Source organism: Vibrio sp. 1CM7H (assembly GCF_023161645.1).
Taxonomy (GTDB): domain Bacteria; phylum Pseudomonadota; class Gammaproteobacteria; order Enterobacterales; family Vibrionaceae; genus Vibrio; species Vibrio diabolicus.
Map to the genome: position 1 here is coordinate 1 of NZ_JALNTV010000015.1, position 24635 is coordinate 24635.

The following is a 24635-nucleotide window of genomic DNA, read 5'->3' on the forward strand; positions in this document are numbered from 1 at the left end:
TTAGTTCTACGATCTTGTCCATTTTCGCCCTGCGCCATAACGCCCTGTTAAGGTGTGAGCAACGCAATACCGATGCTGCCGCATACCGCCTTAATCACCTAAACCAACGCATAGTAAAAATGCCACGCGTTGCGAATCACTCTTAAACAGTTTGTTATATTATTTTTTGCACTTTGATGCCGTAATCATTCTTAAGCATCTCTGCCAACTTTAACTTTATGCCAGTGCCTTTAATTAATTGTCGTATGATATTTATATTTCGCTCCGGCATTCTCATACCTATTATTATTGAGGTTATCTTTCCTGGTAATGGCATCGTTTCATTGCCTTTAGTAACCAACATGCGCCACTCTTTTTCATACTCCCAATCTTTTGACTTCGACCAGAGCATTTTACGCGTTGCACTCCCTGCTGGCGCAGTAATAAAATCGATAGCTTTCACACGAGGATAACCTACAAGATACTTTACAGGTTGAGTCACATCATCGCGACCTAGGCTATTTTCTTCAGTCCTTTCGAACTCTATACACATTCCTTTATGATCATCTGCATAGTGAGCCCACATTAAGATATTTTTGGGGTCTGATGAGAGTGATAGGACACCCATACCTTGGTTTTCATTATGATATTCATCAATTCCAAGTGATAAGTTTTCTAGGAATTCAGATGGGACAATACCAACCTTTTTAACTTTCGCGATCTCTCCCTCCAAAACATTTTCAGGGACAAATTGTCGTGCTGCGTCATGCCTCATCATTTTAATATAGTCGTCAAGAGAAACCTTTTTATCGATCTCTATTTTGCAATCGTAAGGATCATTAAAGATAGCTGGCTTAGGAAAGAAAATCTTGTTACTCGCTATGATGTCTAACGTGAACTCATTAAACGGTCTGTACTTATACAGATGAGAAATTTCGGGTTTGTGCATAAATCTCCAAATAATATAACGCCCTGTTAAGGTGTGAGCAACGCAATACCAAAGCCCCCGCATACCACCTTAAACACTAAGCGCAACGCATAGTAAAAATGCCACGCGTTGCGAATCACTCTTAAACAGTTTGTTAGCTTGCTTGACGTGAATTTTGGCGAATATTATCAAATGTTTGCTCTACAAGCTGGATCATTTCAGGCATACCTGATGCGTACATTGCCCCTAAGATTGAGATTGCTTGAGCGGCTGGATTATCCATGACCCAACGTACATCAGAAAATGTATCATGATTGAACCGTACAGGACCGGTACCTTTGAACTTCATAATTGTTCCTTCAAAACGACATCCTGTGAACTCTTTACCATCGAGTTCAACAATTTCAGGACCAAATCTCTGGTTAACAATTTGTTCAAGCTCATCATTCTCGTTTAATAGCTTAACGCCTCTTTCAACCCAATCACTCAATTGCTCATTTAAGTTGTCTAGTTGCTTTCGATCATCAGCAATTATTAACTCTAACGAGCTAGTATGAGAACGAGATTCCATTAAACTATTTTCTAGCTGTCGGTATTTTTCACCCAATTCATTAAACTGTTCGATAATAGCTTCATGTTCAGGAGTCTTTGTTTTTCTAAACCAGTATAACGATAAAAATATCGGGGCGATAATTAATGCTAAAATTGACCACGCTGGCAATACCAGCGGAGCGTTTAAATATTTTAACAGGCTAAAAACACCTGACACTTCCAGTATTGCAGCAGCAACTATCGATGCTAATACACTATATAAAAACTCTTTCTTTCCCATATAACCTCCAATTTGACCTAGCTAGCTAACGCCCTGTTAAGGGGTGAACAACGCCACCACCCAACCTAAACCATTGTGCCGTTAACACTCAAGCTAATTCAAACCAAAACTGCCAAGCGTTGTGAATCCCTCTTGAATGCTTTGTTATACGCGGGCTTCCGACCAAACTGCGAACTCATTACCACTTGGTTCTAGAAAATGAAAACGGCAACCACCAGGAAATTCGAATATAGGGCGAATGATTTCACCACCACTTTGAGCGACTTTCTTTAGAGTACCTTCAATGTCAGAGCTGTAGAATACTAAAAGTGCTCCACCGGTATTAGTTTGGTTGCAGCAATCAGCTTTGAAGAAACCACCGTCTAATCCCTGATTTGAAAAAGCTGTATATTCAGGTCCGTAGTCGACAAACTCCCAACCAAAAACTGAAGAGAAGAATGATTTTGTCGACTCTAAGTCTTTTGCGCCAAACTCAACATAATTAAGTTTTTCATGCTGATTCATTTCCTTGCTCCTTGTTGATTGCCCTGATAAGCGTACAACGCCTTGTTAAGGTGTGAGGCGCGCAATACCGAAGCTTCCGCATACCACCTTAACCACTAAAACCAACGCATAGTAAAAATGCCACGCGTGCCGAATCACTCTTGAACAATTTGTTATGTAGCCGACTTTCAGGTTAGCGCTTTCTGTCCAATTTGGATTTTGGGTGTAATACCGGCTTTACGATACAAACCTAAAGCAGATTCATTGAAAGAATATACTTCTAACCACAGCTCTTCTCCGCCGTTAGAAATAGCCCTTTCCTCAAATGCCTCTATTAGCGTAAGTCCAACACCCTGATTCCTAAAGCACGAATCCACAACAATCTGTTCAACGCTTGCGATCTTTCGCTGTTTTAGCGTCCAAGACTTACGAACCCATAGCTCACCAAAAATAAAACCTACTAACTGCCTATTGCTCTCGGCTACCAGGAAAATCGAGCTTTCACTTTCGATTATCTTGTGTAGGTCTATTTTTTGCTCAATTTCTTCCGGTGATAAAAAGTCATCAGGTAAATTTGCTTGATGATACTCATTAAGCTGAAACTGTAGTTTCTTGATAACGCAGATATCTTCAATGCGGGCTTGGCGAATATTTAACATATATAACTCCTTTTAACTTACCGTCCTCTCGCGGCTACATAACGCCTTGCTAAGGTGTGAGCAACGCAATACCTTAGCCTCCGCATAATACCTTAAACACATAAACCGACGCATAGTAAAAATGCCACGCGTTGCGAATCACTCTTAAGCAACTTGTTATACCGCTTGGTTGAGGCTAAAATGACCAACATAAAGACCACTTAAGAGACCGATTATATGACCACTAGAATTTTAGCCGATGTTGCTGCAAGCATTACTGAGTTGAAAGCTAATCCTATGAAAGTTGCAACTAGTGCTTACGGCGAACCTGTTGCTGTATTAAACCGAAATGAGCCCGCATTTTATTGCGTACCTGCCGAAGCGTACGAAATGATGATGGACAGACTCGAAGATCTTGAACTACTAGCTATCGCTAAAGAGCGTGAATCTGAAGAAAGCATTTCGGTAAATATTGATGACCTATAAACTCGACTTTAAAAAGAGTGCACTCAAAGAGTGGAAAAAGCTTGGCTCTACTCTGCAACAACAATTTAAGAAAAAGCTAATCGAGCGCTTAGATAACCCACATGTTCCGGCTTCAAAGCTTTCTGGAGCTGACAACATGTATAAAATTAAGTTGCGTCAATCGGGCTACCGTCTCGTCTACAAAGTTGAAGACGATGTCATCATTGTAACCGTCTTAGCAGTCGGAAAACGCGAACGTAGCGATGTTTACCGTAAAGCCATGAAAAGGTTAGATGATTGATTGCGGTATAACGCCCTGTTAAGGTGTGAGCAACGCAATACGAAAGCCTCCGCACACCACCTAAATCACTAAAATCAACGCATGGTAAAAATGCCACGCGTTGCGAATCACTCTTAAACAGTTTGTTAGCATGTTGTTTCCGCTACAAACTCATTCACTTGAGAGCGTGTTGTGAAACGTACTTTAGAACCGTGAAAATCTCTGAACAATTGCTGATGGAACTGTCGTGAACTTTTGGATTCGCGAACCGAGTATTCAGAAGCCCATTTTAATAATTCACGAAAACTCTTCTCCGCCTGTTCCTCATTAAGTTGCTTCGAGCTCTCCGAACCACGAGCATAAAGATAACTTTCACATTCAGACCACTCCAAATCCAAAAACAACAGCATGTCAGCAGAAAAAATAAGCTGTTCGGCTAAAGCACCAAATACTCCCTCAACTACCCAGTTGCATTGAGACTTTATACTAGCAATTTCATTTTCGATTGCTCCGGTGGAGCGTTTTTGATTATAGCCACCTGGCTCCCATACAATCGAGTCCAAGTTAACTTCTTGCAACTGAAGTTTTCGGGATAACTGTTTCGACAACCAACTCTTGCCTGAGCCAGAATTACCGATGATGAGAATTTTCTTCATATTACTCCCGCATGCTAACGCCCTGCTAAGGGGTGAGCAACGCAACACTGAAGCCGCCGCATACCGCCATAATCACTAAAACCAACGCATGATAAAAATGCCACGCGTTGCGAATCCCTCTTGAGCAGTTTGTTAGTCGCGAGGCACCGAGCGACAATTTTAAGCCAAACTCAACTTTGCAAACAATAAACTTTATGTGTGTTGATGCACTTAAGTCAGGCGTAGTCTCGAAGCGGCTACTCAATGAAACCACTTGGAACAAACAACGCCGCAGAAAACGGACTGACAACACCAAAAAGCGCTTTTGGAAAGCCAATCTCACAGTGCGGACTTTCAACAAAGTCACTGAAACCACATGAACTTACCACACCAGAGAAAACGCCATCTCAGCGAGTAAATCGATTTTGTACCAACAAACTCAACGAGAAGAGTTTCAGCAAAAAAGTTCGATTCAGTTAACCCAAAAGTCGCCGCACCAAAGAACAAATCAACCGTTGAAACGATGCCAATTTTGAATTTTCACCACGCTAGTTAACACTGAAATTGAACGCCAATACGACAATTTTGACTTTAAGCTTTTACCACTAGATCTTGCGATATAGCTGCGTTTTCCCTCTTGCAAACTAACGCCCTGTTAAGGTGTGAGCAACGCAATACCAAAGCCGCCGCATACCACCTTAAACGATAAACGCAACGCATAGTAAAAATGCCACGCGTTGCGAATCACTCTTAAACAGTTTGTTAGCTTTATTTTAGAGAAGGTCTCTTGAAAAATTGACCACATTATCTCCAAATACACTTATAGCATCGTTTCGTAGTGATTTAATGAGCAACCTCAGTTCAATCAGATCGTTACCGTAGTCTGATATTTCATCCTCATCGTCAGAGTTCTCACAAACATGTGCCCATTGCTTTTCCAATGACTCCAAACCTTCTAGGACTAATTTCATATCCGAAGATGCTAAATCTAAAGTTATCCGTCTCAAACTACTTTACCCTCTTTTTTAAACACCCTTGTTGCTTTCAAAGCCATCTCTTCCAGTAACCCCTTATACTTATCTAAAGGCATATTTGTGACAGGTGCGATACCGTAATGATGTGGCTTATCGTTTACAAGCTTTAGCCCCTGAGGAGGGCGCGTGTTGGGTGGAAACCTCCAAACCCAACCCGTCATATTAGATTGGTTAATCCCAGTCTTGTCAAACACACTGATCCCCTTTCCATTAGCAATAATTACCGTTATACCGTTTAACTGCATCGTGTCCACATCCCTAGCTCTCACATGCGATAGCTTGGGAGTTTCCTTATTACCAATCCTAAATAGTTCTTCGGGTAAGATGTAAAAATCTTTCGGAAACATAATTAACTCCAGATGAAACAAAACCTGAACATTAATTACGAACTAACAAGTGACCTAATTGTCGATATTAAATATACGATGGAGTTAAAACTCGTGTGTAATAGCCATGAAAGCTAACGCCTTGTTAAGGTGTGAGGCACGCAATACCGATGCTACCGCATACCACCTTAACCACTAAAACCAACGCATAGTAAAAATGCCAAGCGTGCCGAATCACTCTTGAACAATTTGTTATACGATTTTTCTACTTTGCCCCAATAGTGATATGGGAAACTTTTTTACCTCTAGGCTTTCCCCAACTGAACCATAAAAGTAATCACAAGGGTTATAGTCAACTAAAGGAGCAACACGCAAAAAGTTAAGAAGTTCAAAAGTAATTTCTAACAATGGAGGGGTGTAATTTTCAGCTTTAGCATCCGAAATAATAAAATCATATGCCTTAGTGGGAACTGCTGTTACCGTAAAATTTTCCTCGATATACCTGAAAGATGACCCCCTCACATCTACATACATATTTGGCCACTCTGACATATCAGGATTCGATTGAAAAAAATACTGAAAAGCCTCCATTAAAGACTCTGTCGACAACGAACTCTCTGTTAGAATTGCACCAAATATCTGATGTTCAAACCTGTCAGGATGAACTTTTCCGACATTTCGCCCACCACTAATAATACTATTAAAACCATTGTTGGTTCGGTCTAAGCACTTGACTGATTTTATATTTTCAAGAGCCTGATTTAGTGTTTTATTATTATTTATCGAAGCTTTTACTTCAATCACAGCAACTACAGACTCTGCCATAAAATAATTGACATTCCCAACAGTAATTACCGGATGATAATCATCTCGAAAGATCAACACATCTATCTGTTTACTTACTCCACCTCTAGCATCAATTACAAAGCCTGTACCAATCTTCACGCTCTTTGGAAGAATTGCTCTAAAGTAATCTGTGATGATTTGCTCTCGCGCTCGACCACTTTCTGCTGGATGCTCTATTAATTTTGACAGCTCAAGCTTTTCAAGCACCTCTTTATTTAAGCTTTTAATAACCTTTTCGATAAACGGTAAAGGCATAAACAACCTCCTGAATCGTATAACGCCTTGTTAAGGTGTGAGGCACGCAATGCCGAAGCCTCCGCATATCACCTTAACCACTAAACTTGACGCATAGTAAAAATGCCACGTGTGCCGAATCACTCTTGAACAATTTGTTATATTTTTTGTTCAGCCGCAATGGTCTTAAACACTCTAACACCAAACTCTGTCAGCTTATTTTCTTGATTTATCAGACCTACACTACGTAAACCTGTCATTGCACCGCCATTGATAGGAATGGACGGGTGCATTCTATGCTTTTCTGTATCTCGATATACTATGTCAAATGCCAGAACTAGACTTTCTGGTGGTGCAATCAGAACAAATTCATGCCCCAAGTACTGCGTTATCTCTTTGATTATGTATTGCCTCCCCGGCGATACCTCGTAATTAGGAGCTAATCGAATACCATAATACGTATTCTCCCTACTACGTTCTTGCTCTTGAAATTCGACTAAAGGCTTTAATGTGTTTTTTATTTCTTCGCTTAACCCTTCTTCAGAGTGGGCTTTCATTAATACATTCAGTGCTTTGGTTATGTCTCGTTGCTTAGCTGATTTTTCAGCAATACTTTGAGCTTTATCAGCTTTGCTGATCGCACTTTCTATTTGAACTTGAATTAGCGGAGAGGGGGTGAATATATTGTTAGACTTCTTACGGTTACAACTTGCACAAGATGGTAGCCAATTTGAATACGAATTGATATCAAAGTCTTTAGATAGCCCAAATGATGCTAAAACGGAACTGAGCTCTTGTGGGGAATCCAAAAGACTTTCGGGAATTATGTGATCGACTTGCATCGATAGCAGGTCAATTGGCTTCGTACACAGATAGCACTTTTCCAAGTGTACTGTCCAAACCGCATGCCTTTGATGTGGTGAGAAACTATACTTTGACATATTAACCTCGTGAAAAATATAACGCCCTGTTAAGGTGTGAGCAACGCAATACCGAAGCTCCCGCATAACACCTTAAACACTGAGCGCAACGCATAGCAAAAATGCCAAGCGTTGCGAATCACTCTTAAACAGTTTGTTATATACCGCTATCGACTAAAATTTTAGTCAGTGTTTCTTGGATATTGTTATCAAGACTATCTTTTACATGCGCTTGTTCATCTTGAGATAAAAGCGAGAACTGCGCGGGAAGCTCTTCGATTTCGAGAACCTTAACCCCTTTTAAGTAACACGTACTGCATTTGCTGTCGCCATCAATATATGGAACAACATTTAACGATACATATGTTATTGCACCCATTCGTTTACCAAAGATTGATTGTTGATGGACACCATAGCCGAAAGTATTCGATACACTATAAATATCTCTAGGTACAAGCTTTATAGCCATATCAACATCACCGATTTCTGACTCCGAGATAAGCTTAACCGCCATCCCTTTTGCCTCGACATAGTCTTTGACCGTTTTAACAAGTAAATCAGAGAAAGAACTATCTTTAACTGCATCATAATCGTTGTTAAATATCGTTGTACCAGTCGTTACAAAGTTAGGATATTCAGGAAACTCGTTAACTACCCCGACGGTCTCAACTTCCTTAAGATCTTGCGGTTTCAACGTAGATGCACAGCCTGTAAGAACTACTAACAATAACAATGAGTAAACTAACTTTATTTTATTTTTCACCTTTATTCTCCCTAGGTATATAACGCCGTGTTAAGGGGTGAGACAACGCTACCGCCAAAGCGGATATGACCGCCTTAATCACTTAAACCGATTTAAAGTGAAAGTGCCACGCGTTGACGAATCCCTCTTAAACACTTTGTTATGTTTTACCACAACTGACTCGCTCACATGGCAAAGAACTCTATTGCATAAAGAATTGTTTAACTTGCGTCACACGATGTTGTGGAATAATCCGACAAAAGCGATAAACACAAAACGTGTAATTCTCGGGAATTTGATTGAGGCAACTTTGATGACGTGATGGCGTCCCTTTCAAAACAGCGAAAAACAAAACTCAAATTGCCGAAAGCCCCGCTGCCGATTTGCTAATTGGGAAACATAACCGAAGCGACTTTAAGCCAGCTCAATTTTCAACACACAGACGCGACTTCGAATTGAAGCAAACCACGAACTTTGAAGCGTGATTATGTTTGAGGGATTCATGAACTTGGGCAGACAATATTGAATTGCTGAGGCAACTCGAACGAATTGCCAAAGAGACCAAAGAAATAAGCGCAAAAAAACCTTTTATTTCTTCTAAATCAAAGTGAAACATAACGCCGCGTTAAGTGGTGAACAACGCTACCACCTAACCTAAACCATTGTGTCGTAAACATTAAAGCCGAAGCAAACTGAGAATGCCAAGCGTTGTGAATCCGTCTTAAACGCTTTGTTATAAGTTTTACTTGATATCTTGATTACTTAGTAACTGCGATAATTGTTTAAACAAAGGGTCACTGTAATATGGAACATAATCTGTATGCCTAGAGCAACTAAAACCTACGATGTCAGCATCCTTTGAAAAGTATTGCATCTTTGCGCTTTCGCACATTACACCCAAACACTTGCGATTCATTCCTTCAGCAAGGGAGGTTGCATTATCTGAGGTAAATTTATTAGACACTCCACGGTGAATACAAGTTACCGACTGAGGAGAATCAGGTTGAAGGTCTAATGTATAAGGCAATAAATCGGTTACATTTATAGCGACTAAACCTCTTACTTTTGATGTCTTTGCTACCCTGATGCGCCTAGTAAGTTGTTTGTTTGCTTTTTTAACATTTACTGCAATTTTGTTTTGAGACTTTATTCTCTTACATTCAACGAATAATGTTCCGTTAGCGCCTAAATCTACTACTACGTCACAAACACCTGTTAGTGAGACCGAGTAACCTGCTTTGATAAATCTTGCTGCAATCGATAGCTCAAATAAGAAGTCACGGGCTTGATCATCACCTTCTTTTTGGCGAATTTCTCTACCAGAAGCGACTTTTTTAATTTGTTCTAAAAATTCACTTGATTCAATGTTTTTTAACCCATTGTAGACTCTAATTATTTCATGAACTTCTATATAAGCGCTGTCGAAGCTAGTTTTGAATGTTAGTAGATCTTTTTTGTCTTTAGGGAAAGATTTCTCTTCTGCCATTCGCAAGAAGTTTTCTAAATGCTTTTTGTATACTCCATAGCGATGACGAGTATAGCTAAATCCGAGTTCATCGAACCAACTACAAACATCTTCATACATAGTAAGTAGTTCTTCAAACTTATGCACATAATTTTTTGTATTATTTTCCATGAACTTACCTAAAACTTATAACGCCCTGCTAAGGGGTGAGCAACGCAATACCTAAGCCGCCGCAAACCACCTTAATCACTAAATTCAACGCACAGTAAAAATGCCACGCGTTGCGAATCCCTCTTGAGCAGTTTGTTAGCTGTGTTTTACAACACGAGCTTTGCTCCCAACATACCAAGAGCTGCGATAGCTACCATCGTAAACCAAAGGTAAATCATAAAAGATATGTATAACGAAAATAAACCTCTCACAGCTTTATCTAAGTTTGCACCTTCATCGTGCTGTAAGAAGTACGCTAGTTCTGCTGTAGGTATTGATCCAGCAAAGCTCTTAAATTTGAACTTTACCATCATCAAGCCCATTGAGACTGGAAGACTAGATACTAATAAAATAATTCCCACCGAAATCCAGACATTCTCAGGGGATTCATTACCTAAAACTACTGCTGCCCCGATCAACACTAAAAGCATTCCCAGAAAGCCCTTAAAAGATGACAACAATGAGTCTCTTGTTTTTATATACAGCCAGAATAGCGGCTTATCGAATTTTCTCATTTTTTCCTCAAACAGCTAACGCCGCATTAAGGGGTGAACAACGCATTCCACCCAAACTAAACCATTGTGCTGTAAACACTTAAGCTAATTCAACCAAAACTGCCAAGCGTTGTGAATCCCTCTTGAATGCTTTGTTAGTTGCCAAGCCTAAAGCTTTCATTTGAAGTCGATTGCCGTTTTGCCAACACTAGTTTTATGTGCTTTGAAAAACTCATTTCAGGCGCAGTTTCAAAGCGCCTGTCACTGAAACCACTTGGAACAAACAGCGCCGTAGAATACAGCCTAACAACACCAAAAAGCTCATTTGAAAATGACAACATCACAGAGCTGACTCTCAGCAAGCGAATCGGTTTCTAAAACAGAAAATACAACCACAAAAGAAACCTGAGAACGATTTTCACAAACCCGAACGATTCAAATTTGAAGTACGAAACCCCACCAAAAATACACTGACTTTAACTCTAAACATTCTGTTTTAGCTGCGTTTTCCTCGTTGACAACTAACGCCCGCTTAAGTGGTGAGCAACGCAACACGATGTTTCCGCATACCACCTAAATCACTAAATTTGCCGCAAACCACAAATGCCACGCGTTGCGAATCCGTCTTAAAGCGTTTGTTAGGCTTCTAGCTCACGATATAGCACCAAGCAATTGTATTCTTTGCCGAATTCTATTTCTTGTTCGAAAGCTCGAATTTGCGTAAAACCTTGTTTGTACCAGAACCTAAAAGCAGAAATGTTTTCTGCATAAACATTTAAACCTACGTTTTGTAGATTTGCGTACTCACAGGCTACGGCGATAACACTACTAACTATTTCTGAACCCAAGCCTTTACCTTTAAAACTCGGTAGAATTGTTAACATAGGAAGCCAAAGTGTGCCAGTTGACGGAGCATGAAACTCCAACTGTATGTAACCAACCACTTCACCTTTCTTTGTGCTAATTTTTCTGAGGTAAAATGCACCTTGCTCGTCAGATAATTTTGACTTGTTGCTTTCAGCTATTAATTTTTCATACTCGGTGATAGACCATTCCCTGAACGTTGGGTCCATTGCTTTTACATTTAAGTTACTATCAAAAATTGACTTGGCTAACTCCGCCTCGTCACTTGAAAACTCAGTGAAAACCAAATTTTTGGATTCCCATTGTGGTATCAACACTAACAACTTCCTCCTTGAAGCCTAACGCCTTGTTAAGGTGTGAGGCACGCAATACCAATGCTTCCGCAGAATACCTTAACCACTAAAGCCAACGCATAGTAAAAATGCCACGCGTGCCGAATCACTCTTGAACAATTTGTTAGGCGATTTTTCAAGCTAGCTCCATACATGTCTTGCTTTTTAGCAACTCATATATATCTGGACGTTCCTGAAAAAGAACATCGGTCACCATGTCTTGTATGAATGGAGCAACCCAATATTGTGAACCTTCGGGTGGAGTCATACCTACCTCTAAGTGATCCACATAATCCGATGACATCATGTAGCTCTCTTTTATTGTCAGTATGTATGACATGTTTAAAATAAACACATCACGCACATCTAACCTGAGTTGCTCTAAATGATGAATGCGCTCCTTCATATGAATTTTACCTTCATTGAGCATCAGTAATGCAAAAAAGTTGTAGTGCATATTATCATTGCAACGGTCTCTAATACCGTCATATCTTTTATCTAATTTGAGTAACGTATTTAGCTCAGACAAAAACTCCGAGTTATCAAGATACTTAGACATCTTCGGCATTCGCGGTAATGGTTTTTTACCATGTAACCAGTCATTTATTTCTGTAATGTAGTAACCAGCTCTACCTGCATTTTCATTTAGATATAAATTGGTATATGCATTAACCATAACCGAGTCGTAATACTTCCTTAAAAGAGCATAAGCATCATTCAACTTTCCATCTTTTAGTACCAAGTTTATAGACTCAATTGTGCCTTTCATAGACATAAAAACATATGTATCTATGCTCATGATTGCACTTGTTCCGGCAGTAGAAAAACTCATAACTGCATCAGATAAATACTCGTAAAACTGTGCATAATAGTTCAGCTCGTCGAATATTTGATGATTAATATACTTATCGTCTGTTGATTGCATTATTTATACTCTATCGCCTAACGCCCTGTTAAGGTGTGAGCAACGCAATACAGATGCCGCCGCATACCACCTTAAACACCAAAACCAACGCATAGTGAAAGTGCCACGCGTTGCGAATCACTCTTAAACAGTTTGTTAGTTTAATAGTTGTGCTCCTGTGTGCGGTGATAAAAGTCGGGAGCTAAGTTTACAAGTTTAAAAAGATCGCTAGACATAATCAGCTTGAGCAGAGCTTGCATTGCGACTCCATATTCACTCACCTTTTGATCATCATCCCCCAATTCATAATGCTCACAATATGCTGCTTCGTCGTACCCAGGCATACCATAAAGTGCAATTGAATATTTGTTGCTCCAATCTCCTATGTTCTTCCTTACTCGTTCACGGGTTTCTTCTGACCTGTAAGTGTCCTCTAGCCTATTTCTCTGGCGATCAGCATTAATTAACTTCAACAATTCAACTTTATGTGCGTCGGTTAACTCAGATTCATTATCCTTAACTTTTTTTTGAATACGCCTACCAACAATTCCATCCAAATCAGACCAAGTATCTAACTTACCCTCTTCGTATGCTTCAAGCTCTTCCCAACTGTTTAGGTGTTTATTCTCTACATCCCACCACTCAATGTATTCATTTAGAGTTTTGTTAAGACCAACTTCTGTATGGATGTAAACAACGCCCTCAGAAATAACTAATGCGTAAATTCTTTCACTTTCATACTTATCAATTAATATTTTTAGCTTGGGTTCAAGTTCCTGAAAAACTAAATCTGCATTTAAACGATTTCTCATAAAGTTATCCTATTAAACTAACGCCTTGTTAAGGGGTGAAGCACGCAACACCGATGCTACCGCATACCACCTTAATCACTTAAACCAACGCATAGTAAAAATGCCACGCGTACTGAATCCCTCTTGAACAATTTGTTATACGCGTCCTATCGGTTGTACTTAACCTTATTCAAAGCTTCTTTTAGTTCATGCGTTTTCTCAAGGTTTACATCATGAATATTGGCTAAAGCACAAACATAGTACAAGACGTCATATAACTCTTCTGCGATTGAACCTTTAAGTTCATCTAGCGTTGGTTGCCCACGTTTACCTTTGCGAATTGATTCCGATAATTCGCCAACTTCTTCGATTAGTTTCAAAAAATAGTGTTCAGATTGCTCTGGCGCATAATCGAATTCTTTTATATGACTTTGTAACTCAGATAACTTCATAACATCCTTTTTGTATCATTTTTCATAAAGCGTATAACGCCCTGTTAAGGTGTGAGCAACGCAATACTGAAGCTCCGCATACCACCTTAATCACTAAAACCAACGCATAGTGAAAATGCCACGCGTTGCGAATCACTCTTGAACAGTTTGTTAGGCAAATAGTCAAAGTGATTTAATGCCTCGACCCAATATCATGATCTTCATCACCGCCCTCAATTAACCTTGTTAATTCATCACACAAGACTAAACGATTATTATGTATCGTGAACTGGGCTATAACTTTGACTTTTATAATCGAGCCATCTTTTTTGTGGGCTGTTACTACATGATTACTGAAAAGAACATTGCCCTCTTGAACCAAAGTAAGAAAGTTGACATCTAATGTACTAATAACTTTCTTCTGTGCCTCTATATGATTTACAAAGCTATCATAATCCAACTCCACTCCATCCACTTTTTGTATATAAGATGGGTCGACGTACTGCTCAATTAATGCAACATCTAACTCTGGCGCCATAAGAACATCTGTAAATAAATTTTTAATAAGTGCTTTTTCTAAACTCATTTCAATTATCACCTCACCAATATTTGCCTAACGCCGCATTAAGGTGTGAGCAACGCTTGGCTATACTTGAGCGAAGCGAAACTGCCAAGCGTTGCGAATCACTCTTAAATGCTTTGTTAGCCTAATGCCCTGCGACATTAACTAAAGGTCTATTCGCCATAGAAAATAGATCTTCGTAACGCCCATTCTTTAAACCCACTCGAAGGTTTGGAATGGTTTCGAACGTTGTAGGCTCGGGTAATTCGAACTTCAAACCGTACGTTACAGTCAACTGGCTTGGGGCGACAATAGAGTCCCAAAGCCTTTTACCATCTTGATTCCCTAATTTACCGTATGTACTTACTCTAACATGAGCTTTTTCGCCAGTGATTACGTAAGTACTTCCAGTATCTATGGATACTCGCTGGTCTTTATCAGAAATATTCTTTAAATTGACATAGCAGTACATTACACGACCGGACTGCACACATTTATCTGACCAAGCTACTAGAGTCCCATTTGAGCTAACAAAATTTGTTTTTTCGGCAGTGTAATAGTCATCTTCTGGTAGAAAGAAAGTATAAATTGGGTCCTTGTACCATGTCCCAGAAAGGAACACGCCAATGACCACTAAAGAAGATCCCATATAAGCCAGATACTTAGTCAACTTGGTTGCATTTAAATTCTTGCATAGATAAAACAGCAAAATACTCACAGCAATACCGATGAGTATTGCTGGAAAGTAGCGACTCCAATGTACAGACGATATGGGAATTTCTGTTATCTTCGAGACATCACCTGACATAAACGAGTCTAAGAACTTAGTTATAAAATAGCCTACTACTAAGTTTAAAACACCTAATAGCGGAACTAGAATCCACGATTTTACTTTTTCCATTTGACTGTATTGACCTCCATGAAATCATTTATATGGTGAAGCGTAATGCTATCCAAACATGAAAATCAAATATACAACTAAGCACTCAAAATGAGGAAAAACTAAGTAGTAGGCTAACGCCTTGTTAAGGGGTGAAGCACGCAACACCAATGCTACCGCATACCGCCTTAATCACTAAAACCAACGCATAGTAAAAATGCCACGCGTGCTGAATCCCTCTTGAACAATTTGTTAGCCCGATACCCGACTAGTACATATACCCTAACCAGTCTATATGACCAACAGCCCAAGATTTACCGCTAATCGGTTTAACATATAAATCATCGACTTGATCAACTGCAATGCCGTAATTCTTATGTTCATGTATTCGCAACCAAGAGCTTAAAGAACTAAGACGAAGATAACCATTAGCCGTATAAAAAGCATCTAAATCGGAGATTAAAATAATAAAGTCAACGTCTTTGCTTGAGGCATACTCACTGAGTTGAGACAACATGGCAGTGCCAATACCATTTCTTTGAGATGATTGTTCAACACAGAAGTCACTAACGCCCAATACTTTATAAATTTCATCGCCGACGCTGACAACTCTGTAGTCCAGCCCCATGTAACCAACCAGTTGATCACCTCTGTACTTTAAAGCTCTCATATGCGGGAGTTGCTTATAGTAAGAACGAGTTACTTGATGTTCAGGAAACGACTTGTTTCTGAGGACTTCAATTGAGTTATGCTGCTCTTTAGATAACTCAATTTCTGGGTAAATATCCATATTTGACCTTTGAGGGCTAACGCCCAATTAAGGGGTGAACAACGCTACCACCCGACCTAAAGCATTGTACCGTAACCACTAAATTCGAAGTAGAGGAAAAAATGCCGAGCGTTGTGAATCCCTCTTAAATTGCTTGTTATGTGTCTTTATAGATAACCCCTTCTAAACACAAAGAAATTGCTGGTTTTAGTTTCTAATAGTCCCAAATCAAGGCCATACAGCAACCATTTAAATTTGGGTTTCTTAGGCATTTGTGTACTGCAACCTGTAAACATTTCTTCTGCAAATTTTCGGCTATCTACCTTGTGATCAATTTGACTAATTACATGCCAGTATTCATGAGTCATAGAATTGATATGGAGTGGGTGCCCTGACGTAGTTATAGGGTATGACATGTAAACTGAATTCGGTGGAAGCTCTCTAGCTGCTATATGGTCAGATATAGCCCACATTCGCCTCCTTTCTTCGGACATTTCATGTTTGTCATAATCAAAAACAGAGTGGTCAAACAAAGCTACCGCCGTAAATTTATCTCTGCTAACTTGCGCAAACAGTACAACACTCCCTTTTTTCGACTTACCCGCATGTAAATGCAGATGATGAAAACCTTTAGTATTTAACAACTGATCTTTATCTGTCCATGCGTCACCCTTAGCAAGGATGTAGTCCTTAGGAGTGTAGCCTTTCGTGAGCACCTTATTGGAGAGATGTTCAGTTAAGTCTTCTCCTAACTCAACTTTTCTAAGTAATTCCCTTACATCGTTTTCGTATTCACTCCAGCGAGAGTCCTGTAACAAATAAGGCTCTATACTAACCACCCTTGGTCTAACGGGAATTAGCCTAGACGCCCAATGCAGGTAATGGAACATAATCGAGCTTAAATGCTGTTCTAGTAACTCTGCCTGAACTTCCTTTGTGTTTGGAAAGTAAGGCATTATTTTTATAAGCTCACTTTTGAAGGCTCTAATTGTTTTTGATTCTTCCATTTCTGCTATCTCTGACAGACACATAACGCCCTGTTAAGGTGTGAGCAACGCAATACCTATGTTTCCGCAAACCACCTTAAACACAAAACGCAACGCATAGCAAAAATGCCAAGCGTTGCGAATCACTCTTAAACAGATTGTTAGGTTAATATAACTGACTTCTAATTTTTAGAAGCTCTATTTTTAGGGCCTCACCTTTTATGAGAATTTTACGTAATCTCTGAGGTTCATCACCACTATGAAAACTCCCGCCTGTACACGCTTCAAAAAACTCAGCTAGAAGTTTTGAAGTCTTTTCTTTGCTAAATTGAGAGTATGCATCATCTAGATAGTTGACTATCATGCTAATCTTTGTTTTATATCCCAATATATAATGCTCAGAGGGCTTTTCTTTTTTCGCTGTTGTATTACACCAATACTTGCAGGATACTTCTTCTAATATTCCAATTGCATCACATAAGTCTTCAAGCCTCTTCGATAGATCTTGAGACTTAATGGTATACCTCGTCCTCCAATAGGCTGCAAAAAGCGCTGACGAGGCTCCTATAAAAGCAGAAACTAACATCCAGTGATATGTCTCCATTCCGTCACTCCTTAGCTGCATCTTTAATATAGCCCCATATCTCAGGGATTAGATATTTGTCGTCTTCAGATATAAAGTTGAGCCTAGAGGCTAGCTCATCTATTGAGTACCCTTTTCTCACTAACCCTCCAAATGCCTCCTCTAAAAATGAGCTTCCAAACCCTAAAACCCCATCGAGAATTACAGTGACAACATTGCTTTTATCTAACGCTGGGAGCAAAAGTTCATCCATAAACTCTTCAGCAGAGAAGCACCCCAAGCTCTTATACCTAGGTCCTGGATACTCAGAAAAGTCTTTTGCTATAACGATCTCTGAGAATTTCATACAGCCCCCTCAGAAATAATTATTTCAACTACAGTACCGTTGACAGAGTTATTGCCAGCATAACTCGAAAGAGATGCCTCTGAAGGATAACAAAAAACTCCATTTCGACTCGAAATGCACAATGCCTCTAAACTGTCTGCGTCAATTAACCTCAATATCGATTTCAACCCCTTCCCACGCCCTGAAGAATTATTAGTAGACGTATAATTTACGGCTTGAGTAATTAACATCGAATCATCGCAATTCGCATTGCTCAAACTGGCTCTATGGTTAAAAACCTTCTGCAAGATAGACACCGGAATTGAGATCCCGTTGTCTTCAACAACTATAGATAGCCGGCCATCCCCCACGCGAGTCAAAGTCACGCTCCATGGGCAATAAGAGTTATCCGTTACTTCGGGGTAGGCATGCTCACGAATATTATATAAAAGCTCAGTTAATGCTGAATATACACTCCTCAATATTCCTTTGTCCTCAACCCTTAAACTACTCTGGATATAATCGAGAATGTGCCTGACGCTTTCAGCCTGAACACAATCATCACTCCACCTATAAATTAGCACTTTAAATGCTCCTAATAATTAAACCAATTAACCTAACGCCATGTTAAGGGGTGAGCGACGCAATATCGAAGTCACAGCAAACCACCTTAATCACTAAAATCAACGCATAGTAAAAATGCCACGCGTTGCGAATCCCTCTTGAACATTTTGTTATATTTTTACTACACCACTACTAAAGTTTGCTAATTAAATCTTGTATTTTATCAGGGTCTAAGTAGTTTGGGTTTACTTTATCACCAACAATAAAACCGTCCGAAAAAATCTTACCTAACTCTTCCACTGATTTTTCGTTTAAAGTGCTCGGGTATATCCGCTTATATGCATTTAATGTTGCCCTGAGCTTGAAGTTAGTAGATTTAGCCAAATCAATGCTTATGTTCTCACCTGAATTAAATGTTGGTATAAATATCTCAAGTAAGTTGTTTTTTAACTCTATTTTAAGCTTCCTACGACTTGACCACTTTTCAAAGAGAAACCCTAAGAAAAACGTAAAAATCCCCGGCAACCAACTATTCATGAAATTCAATAGCGAAACTACTCCCCAGTTAATGTCATTAACTATCGTAATCACCTTGCTTCTCTCATTTCGTACACCTTTTCGTTAAGATAGTGAGAACTCAAAAAAATATAACGCCTTGCTAAGGTGTGAGTAACGCAATACAAAAGCTACCGCACAGCGCCTTAAACACATAAGCCACCGCAAAGTAAAAATGCCACGCGTTACGAATCACTCTTAAGCAATTTGTTAGTACATGCGCTACTTCTATTTATGCGCTCCAAGATATTGAAAACTGGCATGATATGAAAGGCTTTGAACACTGAAGTGAGACGGGCAGCTACAAAACTTAAAATCGATAGAGAGACGAAAGTTGGCTAGAAGAAAAACGTACTGAACTCACCTACTTTTACTGACTTCAAATTAGAAAAGGATTCGTTCCTCGAACTTCGACAGCAACACCAAAGAAAGACAATTTTTACTTTGTAAAAACCACAAAAGAGAAGAAGCAATAACGAAATAGGCTAATAGTTAGAAACCGTAAACGGTGAAATCAAAGCGAACACTCCGCATATAGTGCCACCGGAAAGAAAGTGAAAGGCACTAACTGAAAGGTGTAAATACGAGCGCCAAAACAGATAAACACCAAAACTTATGACCTTTGATGTCAAACCCGTACTAACGCCGCATTAAGGTGTGAGCGGCGCTTGGCTATACTTGAGCGAAGCGAAACTGCCAAGCGTTGCGAATCACTCTTGAATGCTTTGTTATGTGCGTGCTAAACGGTAGCGCCTTACCGTACCCTCACTCTCATCTGTGTAGTTACCGAGGTATTCACCACCACAGTTTTCGATGACCTTTTGAGATGCGGGATTGTCAATTGAGCAAGTAACAATAACTGAATCAGTGACAACATGGTCTCGCACCCAAGCAAGCAGAAATGAGGCTACACCCTTACCACGAGCTGACGGTCTAGTTTCGTAGCCAATATGACCAATGACATTTTCTACGTTGGCATTAGTACCTTTGCGAACTCGGATTGCACCTAAAATTTCGGAGTTCGATACACAGTAGTAAGTTGTGCTAGGTAAATATCCCTTTGGTAACTCGGAGATTGCCTTTGAACGTTCGACCAAACCTGACAAATAAGCTGTCGGATCTTGCTCCACACCCGAATATTTTGGAATACCCGATTCTAGGCATTCTTTCGCATAACTCGCTAATAATGGGGCCAAATCAAGGTTGGCCTCTATCACTTCCATGTCAATTTTCCTCATAAGCACATAACGCCGCGTTAAGTAGTGAGCAACGCTACCACCTAACCTAAACCATTACACCTTAAACACAAAACTCAATTTAAGCTGAGAATGCCACGCGTTGTGAATCTGCCTTAAACGCTTTGTTATGCCTTTGCTTTTGGCTTGCTACAATTTTGAACTTTCTTTGTTTTGAAAAAAGCTCAGATTCTTCGGAATGTAAAACTGGCAAGCTTGTCTATCTGCTGTGGTTGGCTGCTCCCAAGCACCACACAAATCCTTATTATTCTCTTTCGTTCGCGTAAATTGCTTACACTTTCCACAACGTTCCATTTAATACCTACCCAAGTCACTTCAAACTAAGATCAACAATAACGTGATTGGAAACTTCGGAATTTGATTCAACCCAAATCTAGCGAAAATTGTCGATTATTACTTGAATAGTGATAAAAGGCATAACGCCTTGCTAAGGTGTGAGTAACGCAATACAAAAGCTACCGCACAGCGCCTTAATCACATAAGCCACCGCATAATAAAAATGCCACGCGTTACGAATCACTCTTAAGCAATTTGTTAGTACATGCGCTACTTCTATTTATGCACTCCAAGATATTGAAAACTGGGATGATATGAAAGGCTTTGAGCACTGAAGTGAGACGGGCAGCTACAAAAGTTAAACTCGATTGAAAAACGAAAGTTGGCTAGAAGAAAAACGCACTGAACTGCCCTACTTTCACTGGCTTCAAATTAGAAAAGGATTCGGTCCTAGTACTCCGACGACAGCATCAATTACAACCAAGGTTCTCTCAAAAGCCACCACGAAAATGAAGAAGCACCAAAGAAATAGGGTAAGAGTTAGAAACCGTAGACGGTGAAATCAAAGCAAACACTCCGCATATAGTGCCACCGGAAAGAACGTGAGAGATACAAACTGATAAGTGTAAAGGCGAGCGCCACAGATAAACACCAAAACTTATGACCTTTGATGCCAAACCCATACTAACGCCCTGCTAAGGGGTGAGCAACGCAACACTGAAGCCGCCGCATACCGCCATAATCACTAAAACCAACGCATGATAAAAATGCCACGCGTTGCGAATCCCTCTTGAGCAGTTTGTTAGTCGCGAGGCACCGAGCGACAATTTTAAGCCAAACTCAACTTTGCAAACAATAAACTTTATGTGTGTTGATGCACTTAAGTCAGGCGTAGTCTCGAAGCGGCTACTCAATGAAACCACTTGGAACAAACAACGCCGCAGAAAACGGACTGACAACACCAAAAAGCGCTTTTGGAAAGCCAATCTCACAGTGCGGACTTTCAACAAAGTCACTGAAACCACATGAACTTACCACACCAGAGAAAACGCCATCTCAGCGAGTAAATCGGCTTTTGTACCGACAAACTCACCGAGCGGAGTTGTAATCAAAAACAGACTCTCGATTGCCCTACTCTGTCAGCACCAAAGAACAAAACAAGCGCTAGGACACTTGCAAAACTTTGGGCTTAGAACAGCAGAAACTGAGTTTTGACCATCGACGATGAATCTGTGTACCAAACAAACAGCTGCCAAATTTTGAGCTCAGAAACATGATTTTGATTGCTAGCTTTTTCTGGCGACTAACGCCGCATTAAGGGGTGAACAACGCCACCGCCCAACCTAAACCATTGTGCCGTAAACACTAAAGCCAATTCAAACCAAAACTGCCAAGCGTTGTGAATCCCTCTTGAATGCTTTGTTAGTTGCCAAACCTAACGCTTTGATTTGATGTTGATTGCCGTTTTGCCAACACTAACTTGACGTGTATTGAGAAACTCAAATCAGGCGCAGTTTCAAAGCGCCTGTCACTGAAACCTCTTGGAATATACAACGCCGTAGAAAACGGGCTAACAACACCAAAAATCGCCTTTGGACAAACAATGTTACAGAGCTAACTTTCAACATATAAACCGGTTTCTGAAACAGAAAATCCAACCTCAAAAGAAACCTGAGAACGATTTTCACGAACCCGAACGATTCAAAATTTAAGTACGAAACGTCACCAAAAACACACTGATTTTAATTCTAAACATTCTGCTTTAGCTGCGTTTTCCTCATTGGCAACTAACGCCTTGCTAAGGTGTGAGTAACGCAATACAAAAGCTACCGCACAGCGCCTTAATCACATAAGCCACCGCAAAGTAAAAATGCCACGCGTTACGAATCACTCTTAAGCAATTTGTTAGTACATGCGCTACTTCTATTTATGCGCTCCAAGATATTGAAAACTAGCATGATATGAAAGGCTTTGAACACTGAAGTGAGACGGGCAGCTACAAAACTTAATTCCAGTTGAAAGACGAAAGTTGGCTAGAAGAAAAACGCACTTAACTCCCCTACTTTTACTGGCTTCAAATTAGAAAAGGATTCGATCCTCGCACTTTGATGGCAACACCCAACGAACGACAAGATTAACTCAGGAAGTACAACGAAAACGAAGAAGCGCCAAAGAAATAGGCTAAGAGTTAGAGACCGTAAACGGTGAAATCAAAGCAAACACTCCGCATATAGTGCCACCGGAAAGAACGTGAAAGGCACAAACTGAAAGGTGTAAAGACAAGCGCCAAAACAGATAAACACCAAAACTTATGACCTTTGATGTCAAACCCGTACTAACGCCTTGTTAAGGGGTGAGCAACGCAATACCGAAGCCGCCGCATACCACCTTAGTCACTAAAACTAACGCATAGTAAAAGTGCCACGCGTTGCGAATCCCTCTTGAACAATTTGTTAGGCGAATTACTTAAAAGGAAGTGGAATATCTTTCGTTATGGATATGTCCTCTAAACACTGCTTCAAAGGTAACTGCTTGGATTTATAGATTGTTGTAATCGAATTTTTCTCTTGGTCTACGTCCACTGTTAAACAAGCACAACTAAAACCATAGTTTCGATTTGTTCTAACAAATTCATTTTCATTTGCAGTCGCTTGATAAAGCAGTTCCATCGATTTATCGTCCAATGCATTTGAAGTACCTTGGACTGATATATCCCACGAGCCATCGCGATCAATCAACCACATATTGGCAGGAGAAGGGTTTTCAAGCCATCCACATCGAGTCTCTTCTGCCGTCGCTGTTAATGCAGAAAACATCCCCAGAATAACAATCAAAAATCTCATTACTTACTCCATTCGCCTAACGCCCAGTTAAGGGGTGAAGCACGCAATAACCAAGCCTCCGCATTGCACTTCAACACCGAAACCAACGCATACCAAAAATGCCACGCGTGCTGAATCCCTCTTGAACTGTTTGCTATGTGACAATTACCCACAGACAGTTAAAGCTGCCAGAAACCTAACTCGACACCAGATTGGATAACAATTGCACACATACCATGACCAAGTAATTCCATTGGGGGAACTGCAACTACAGCACCACACTTTTCGGCAGCATCCACTGCTGATTGAATATCTTCGACAAGAGTATAGTGACGAACAACTGGATCTTCTGTTTCACGAAGTGGCGCTCGAATTCCTATAACACCACCATTCGATAGACTCGCAATACGCGCTCCACCAAGGCTAAAATCAACCTCACCGAACTGAACATTGTAAATATCAGCGTAGATATTACAGATCGTATCCACGTCAGGAGTAACAATTTCTAGATACTGAACTTTCATATTTTTTCTCGTAATTGCCGTCACTAAGATGAAATTAATTTTGTCACATAGCGCCGCGTTAAGGGGTGAACAACGCAGACCACCCAACCTAAACCATTGTGCCGTAATCACTAAAGCTGAATCAAACCCAAAATGCCGAGCGTTGGGAATCCCTCTTGAACGCTTTGTTATGTGAATTTTTCACACGCCCAAAAGAGGCAAATGTTTACGCTGCTGATAGGTTAAAGCTAACTCTAAACAGGACTTGATTGCTGTTTCTGGTAACGCTTTCGCTAAGGACAAAACTATTGCTCTGTTTCCCTGAAACACCAGTTCTTCACCATACAATTCTCGAAATGTATCGACTAACTTAGTTTGGCAATTAAAGAACAGGTAATAATTGTTAGGAGATTTCAGCTTCCAGTCCATTCTTAGCGGGCTGCCTGTTTTTACACTATAGCTAGGTTCACCCCACTTTAGAGTTTCATCGACTTCACCCAGCTCCAAATCAGATGCGATTTGAAAGACTAGATTTCGTAGCTCCTCTAGCCTAATACGAGCATTTTCCGGATATTCATCGAAGCGTTCTTTGACTACCTTGTTCACTGGAACCTCCTATTCACATAACGCCGCGTTAAGGGGTGAACAACGCCACCACCTGACCTAAACCATTGTGCCATAATCACAAAAGCTAAACTTTGAACCAAAACTGCCAAGCGTT

29 protein-coding genes are annotated in these 24635 nt (G+C 40.2%); 2 read left to right on the plus strand and 27 right to left on the minus strand.

The genetic code is table 11. From position 1 onward, the window contains the following. Nucleotides 1–154: 154 nt before the first annotated feature. From MSG33_RS22580 to MSG33_RS22605, 4 genes are all read right to left on the minus strand, one after another. Nucleotides 155–928 (minus strand): DUF2971 domain-containing protein, encoded by a 774-nt coding sequence (locus MSG33_RS22580; protein WP_248382197.1) that lies wholly within the window; start codon nucleotides 926–928, stop codon nucleotides 155–157. 133 nt (nucleotides 929–1061) lie between these two features. Further along, a complete protein-coding gene (locus tag MSG33_RS22590) occupies nucleotides 1062–1739 on the minus strand; it encodes a hypothetical protein (protein WP_248382199.1) in 678 nt (225 codons plus the stop codon). A 144-nt stretch (nucleotides 1740–1883) separates the two neighbouring features. Beyond that, a complete protein-coding gene (locus MSG33_RS22595; protein WP_025542660.1) occupies nucleotides 1884–2243 on the minus strand; it encodes a VOC family protein in 360 nt (119 codons plus the stop codon). A gap of 167 nt (nucleotides 2244–2410) precedes the next feature. Next, nucleotides 2411–2881, minus strand: a complete 471-nt coding sequence (locus tag MSG33_RS22605) for a GNAT family N-acetyltransferase (protein ID WP_248382201.1) — start codon at nucleotides 2879–2881, stop codon at nucleotides 2411–2413. A gap of 216 nt (nucleotides 2882–3097) precedes the next feature. On the opposite strand from MSG33_RS22605, the gene MSG33_RS22615 reads away from it, so the two are divergent. Together MSG33_RS22615 and MSG33_RS22620 are read left to right on the plus strand one after the other, a co-directional pair. Beyond that, nucleotides 3098–3346, plus strand: a complete 249-nt coding sequence (locus MSG33_RS22615) for a type II toxin-antitoxin system Phd/YefM family antitoxin (RefSeq protein ID WP_005377003.1) — start codon at nucleotides 3098–3100, stop codon at nucleotides 3344–3346. Continuing rightward, the gene (locus MSG33_RS22620) at nucleotides 3336–3626 is read left to right on the plus strand and encodes a type II toxin-antitoxin system RelE/ParE family toxin (protein ID WP_005377002.1); all 291 of its coding nucleotides are present in this window, start codon (nucleotides 3336–3338) and stop codon (nucleotides 3624–3626) included. The genes MSG33_RS22615 and MSG33_RS22620 overlap by 11 nt, the downstream gene beginning before the upstream one ends. A 125-nt stretch (nucleotides 3627–3751) precedes the next feature. Here MSG33_RS22620 and MSG33_RS22630 read toward each other — a convergent pair whose 3' ends face one another. From MSG33_RS22630 to MSG33_RS22835, 23 genes are all read right to left on the minus strand, one after another. After that, on the minus strand, nucleotides 3752–4261 hold the full coding sequence (locus tag MSG33_RS22630; RefSeq protein WP_248382203.1) for an AAA family ATPase: 510 nt from the start codon (nucleotides 4259–4261) through the stop codon (nucleotides 3752–3754). A gap of 982 nt (nucleotides 4262–5243) precedes the next feature. Next, on the minus strand, nucleotides 5244–5621 hold the full coding sequence (locus tag MSG33_RS22645; RefSeq protein ID WP_025506701.1) for a hypothetical protein: 378 nt from the start codon (nucleotides 5619–5621) through the stop codon (nucleotides 5244–5246). Between the two features lie 231 nt (nucleotides 5622–5852). Continuing rightward, nucleotides 5853–6701: a DUF6602 domain-containing protein gene (locus MSG33_RS22655; protein ID WP_248382204.1), complete on the minus strand. Its 849-nt coding sequence runs from the start codon at nucleotides 6699–6701 to the stop codon at nucleotides 5853–5855. Between the two features lie 137 nt (nucleotides 6702–6838). Further along, entirely contained in the window at nucleotides 6839–7621 is a 783-nt protein-coding gene (locus MSG33_RS22665; protein ID WP_248382208.1) for an HNH endonuclease signature motif containing protein, read from the minus strand. A 136-nt stretch (nucleotides 7622–7757) separates the two neighbouring features. After that, on the minus strand, nucleotides 7758–8363 hold the full coding sequence (locus MSG33_RS22675; RefSeq protein ID WP_248382210.1) for a hypothetical protein: 606 nt from the start codon (nucleotides 8361–8363) through the stop codon (nucleotides 7758–7760). 721 nt (nucleotides 8364–9084) lie between these two features. Further along, the gene (locus MSG33_RS22680; protein ID WP_248382212.1) at nucleotides 9085–9978 is read right to left on the minus strand and encodes a hypothetical protein; all 894 of its coding nucleotides are present in this window, start codon (nucleotides 9976–9978) and stop codon (nucleotides 9085–9087) included. A 146-nt stretch (nucleotides 9979–10124) separates the two neighbouring features. Beyond that, nucleotides 10125–10532: a hypothetical protein gene (locus MSG33_RS22690; protein WP_005377015.1), complete on the minus strand. Its 408-nt coding sequence runs from the start codon at nucleotides 10530–10532 to the stop codon at nucleotides 10125–10127. A gap of 617 nt (nucleotides 10533–11149) precedes the next feature. Beyond that, nucleotides 11150–11692: a GNAT family N-acetyltransferase gene (locus MSG33_RS22700; RefSeq protein WP_029793164.1), complete on the minus strand. Its 543-nt coding sequence runs from the start codon at nucleotides 11690–11692 to the stop codon at nucleotides 11150–11152. 151 nt (nucleotides 11693–11843) lie between these two features. Beyond that, nucleotides 11844–12632, minus strand: coding sequence for a hypothetical protein (locus MSG33_RS22710; RefSeq protein WP_025623988.1), 789 nt, complete (start codon nucleotides 12630–12632; stop codon nucleotides 11844–11846). 140 nt (nucleotides 12633–12772) lie between these two features. After that, a complete protein-coding gene (locus MSG33_RS22720) occupies nucleotides 12773–13423 on the minus strand; it encodes a hypothetical protein (protein WP_248382214.1) in 651 nt (216 codons plus the stop codon). Nucleotides 13424–13569: 146 nt separating this feature from the next. Further along, nucleotides 13570–13854 carry a MazG nucleotide pyrophosphohydrolase domain-containing protein gene (locus tag MSG33_RS22730; RefSeq protein WP_248382216.1) on the minus strand — a complete coding sequence of 95 codons (285 nt, stop codon included), beginning with the start codon at nucleotides 13852–13854 and terminating at the stop codon, nucleotides 13570–13572. A 172-nt stretch (nucleotides 13855–14026) separates the two neighbouring features. Then, on the minus strand, nucleotides 14027–14419 hold the full coding sequence (locus MSG33_RS22740) for a hypothetical protein (RefSeq protein ID WP_031850676.1): 393 nt from the start codon (nucleotides 14417–14419) through the stop codon (nucleotides 14027–14029). A 121-nt stretch (nucleotides 14420–14540) separates the two neighbouring features. Then, nucleotides 14541–15296, minus strand: coding sequence for a hypothetical protein (locus tag MSG33_RS22745; protein WP_047707634.1), 756 nt, complete (start codon nucleotides 15294–15296; stop codon nucleotides 14541–14543). 247 nt (nucleotides 15297–15543) lie between these two features. Beyond that, nucleotides 15544–16065 (minus strand): GNAT family N-acetyltransferase, encoded by a 522-nt coding sequence (locus MSG33_RS22755; RefSeq protein WP_248382218.1) that lies wholly within the window; start codon nucleotides 16063–16065, stop codon nucleotides 15544–15546. A 146-nt stretch (nucleotides 16066–16211) separates the two neighbouring features. Then, a complete protein-coding gene (locus MSG33_RS22760; protein ID WP_248382220.1) occupies nucleotides 16212–17051 on the minus strand; it encodes a hypothetical protein in 840 nt (279 codons plus the stop codon). A gap of 145 nt (nucleotides 17052–17196) precedes the next feature. Next, nucleotides 17197–17634: a hypothetical protein gene (locus MSG33_RS22770; RefSeq protein ID WP_238969942.1), complete on the minus strand. Its 438-nt coding sequence runs from the start codon at nucleotides 17632–17634 to the stop codon at nucleotides 17197–17199. 4 nt (nucleotides 17635–17638) lie between these two features. Further along, the gene (locus tag MSG33_RS22775; protein WP_238969943.1) at nucleotides 17639–17959 is read right to left on the minus strand and encodes an STAS-like domain-containing protein; all 321 of its coding nucleotides are present in this window, start codon (nucleotides 17957–17959) and stop codon (nucleotides 17639–17641) included. A gap of 735 nt (nucleotides 17960–18694) precedes the next feature. After that, nucleotides 18695–19093, minus strand: a complete 399-nt coding sequence (locus tag MSG33_RS22785; RefSeq protein WP_025624121.1) for a hypothetical protein — start codon at nucleotides 19091–19093, stop codon at nucleotides 18695–18697. A 692-nt stretch (nucleotides 19094–19785) separates the two neighbouring features. Next, nucleotides 19786–20280 carry a GNAT family N-acetyltransferase gene (locus MSG33_RS22795; RefSeq protein ID WP_054868420.1) on the minus strand — a complete coding sequence of 165 codons (495 nt, stop codon included), beginning with the start codon at nucleotides 20278–20280 and terminating at the stop codon, nucleotides 19786–19788. A 2771-nt stretch (nucleotides 20281–23051) separates the two neighbouring features. Beyond that, nucleotides 23052–23432 (minus strand): DUF4087 domain-containing protein, encoded by a 381-nt coding sequence (locus tag MSG33_RS22820; protein ID WP_045407178.1) that lies wholly within the window; start codon nucleotides 23430–23432, stop codon nucleotides 23052–23054. A 27-nt stretch (nucleotides 23433–23459) separates the two neighbouring features. Then, a complete protein-coding gene (locus MSG33_RS23600) occupies nucleotides 23460–23576 on the minus strand; it encodes a DUF3265 domain-containing protein (RefSeq protein ID WP_324169922.1) in 117 nt (38 codons plus the stop codon). A gap of 14 nt (nucleotides 23577–23590) precedes the next feature. Next, complete coding sequence (locus tag MSG33_RS22830) at nucleotides 23591–23935, minus strand: hydroxylase (RefSeq protein WP_248382222.1); 345 nt, start codon at nucleotides 23933–23935, stop codon at nucleotides 23591–23593. 180 nt (nucleotides 23936–24115) lie between these two features. Further along, on the minus strand, nucleotides 24116–24520 hold the full coding sequence (locus tag MSG33_RS22835; protein ID WP_108678066.1) for a DUF1801 domain-containing protein: 405 nt from the start codon (nucleotides 24518–24520) through the stop codon (nucleotides 24116–24118). Nucleotides 24521–24635: the final 115 nt, after the last annotated feature.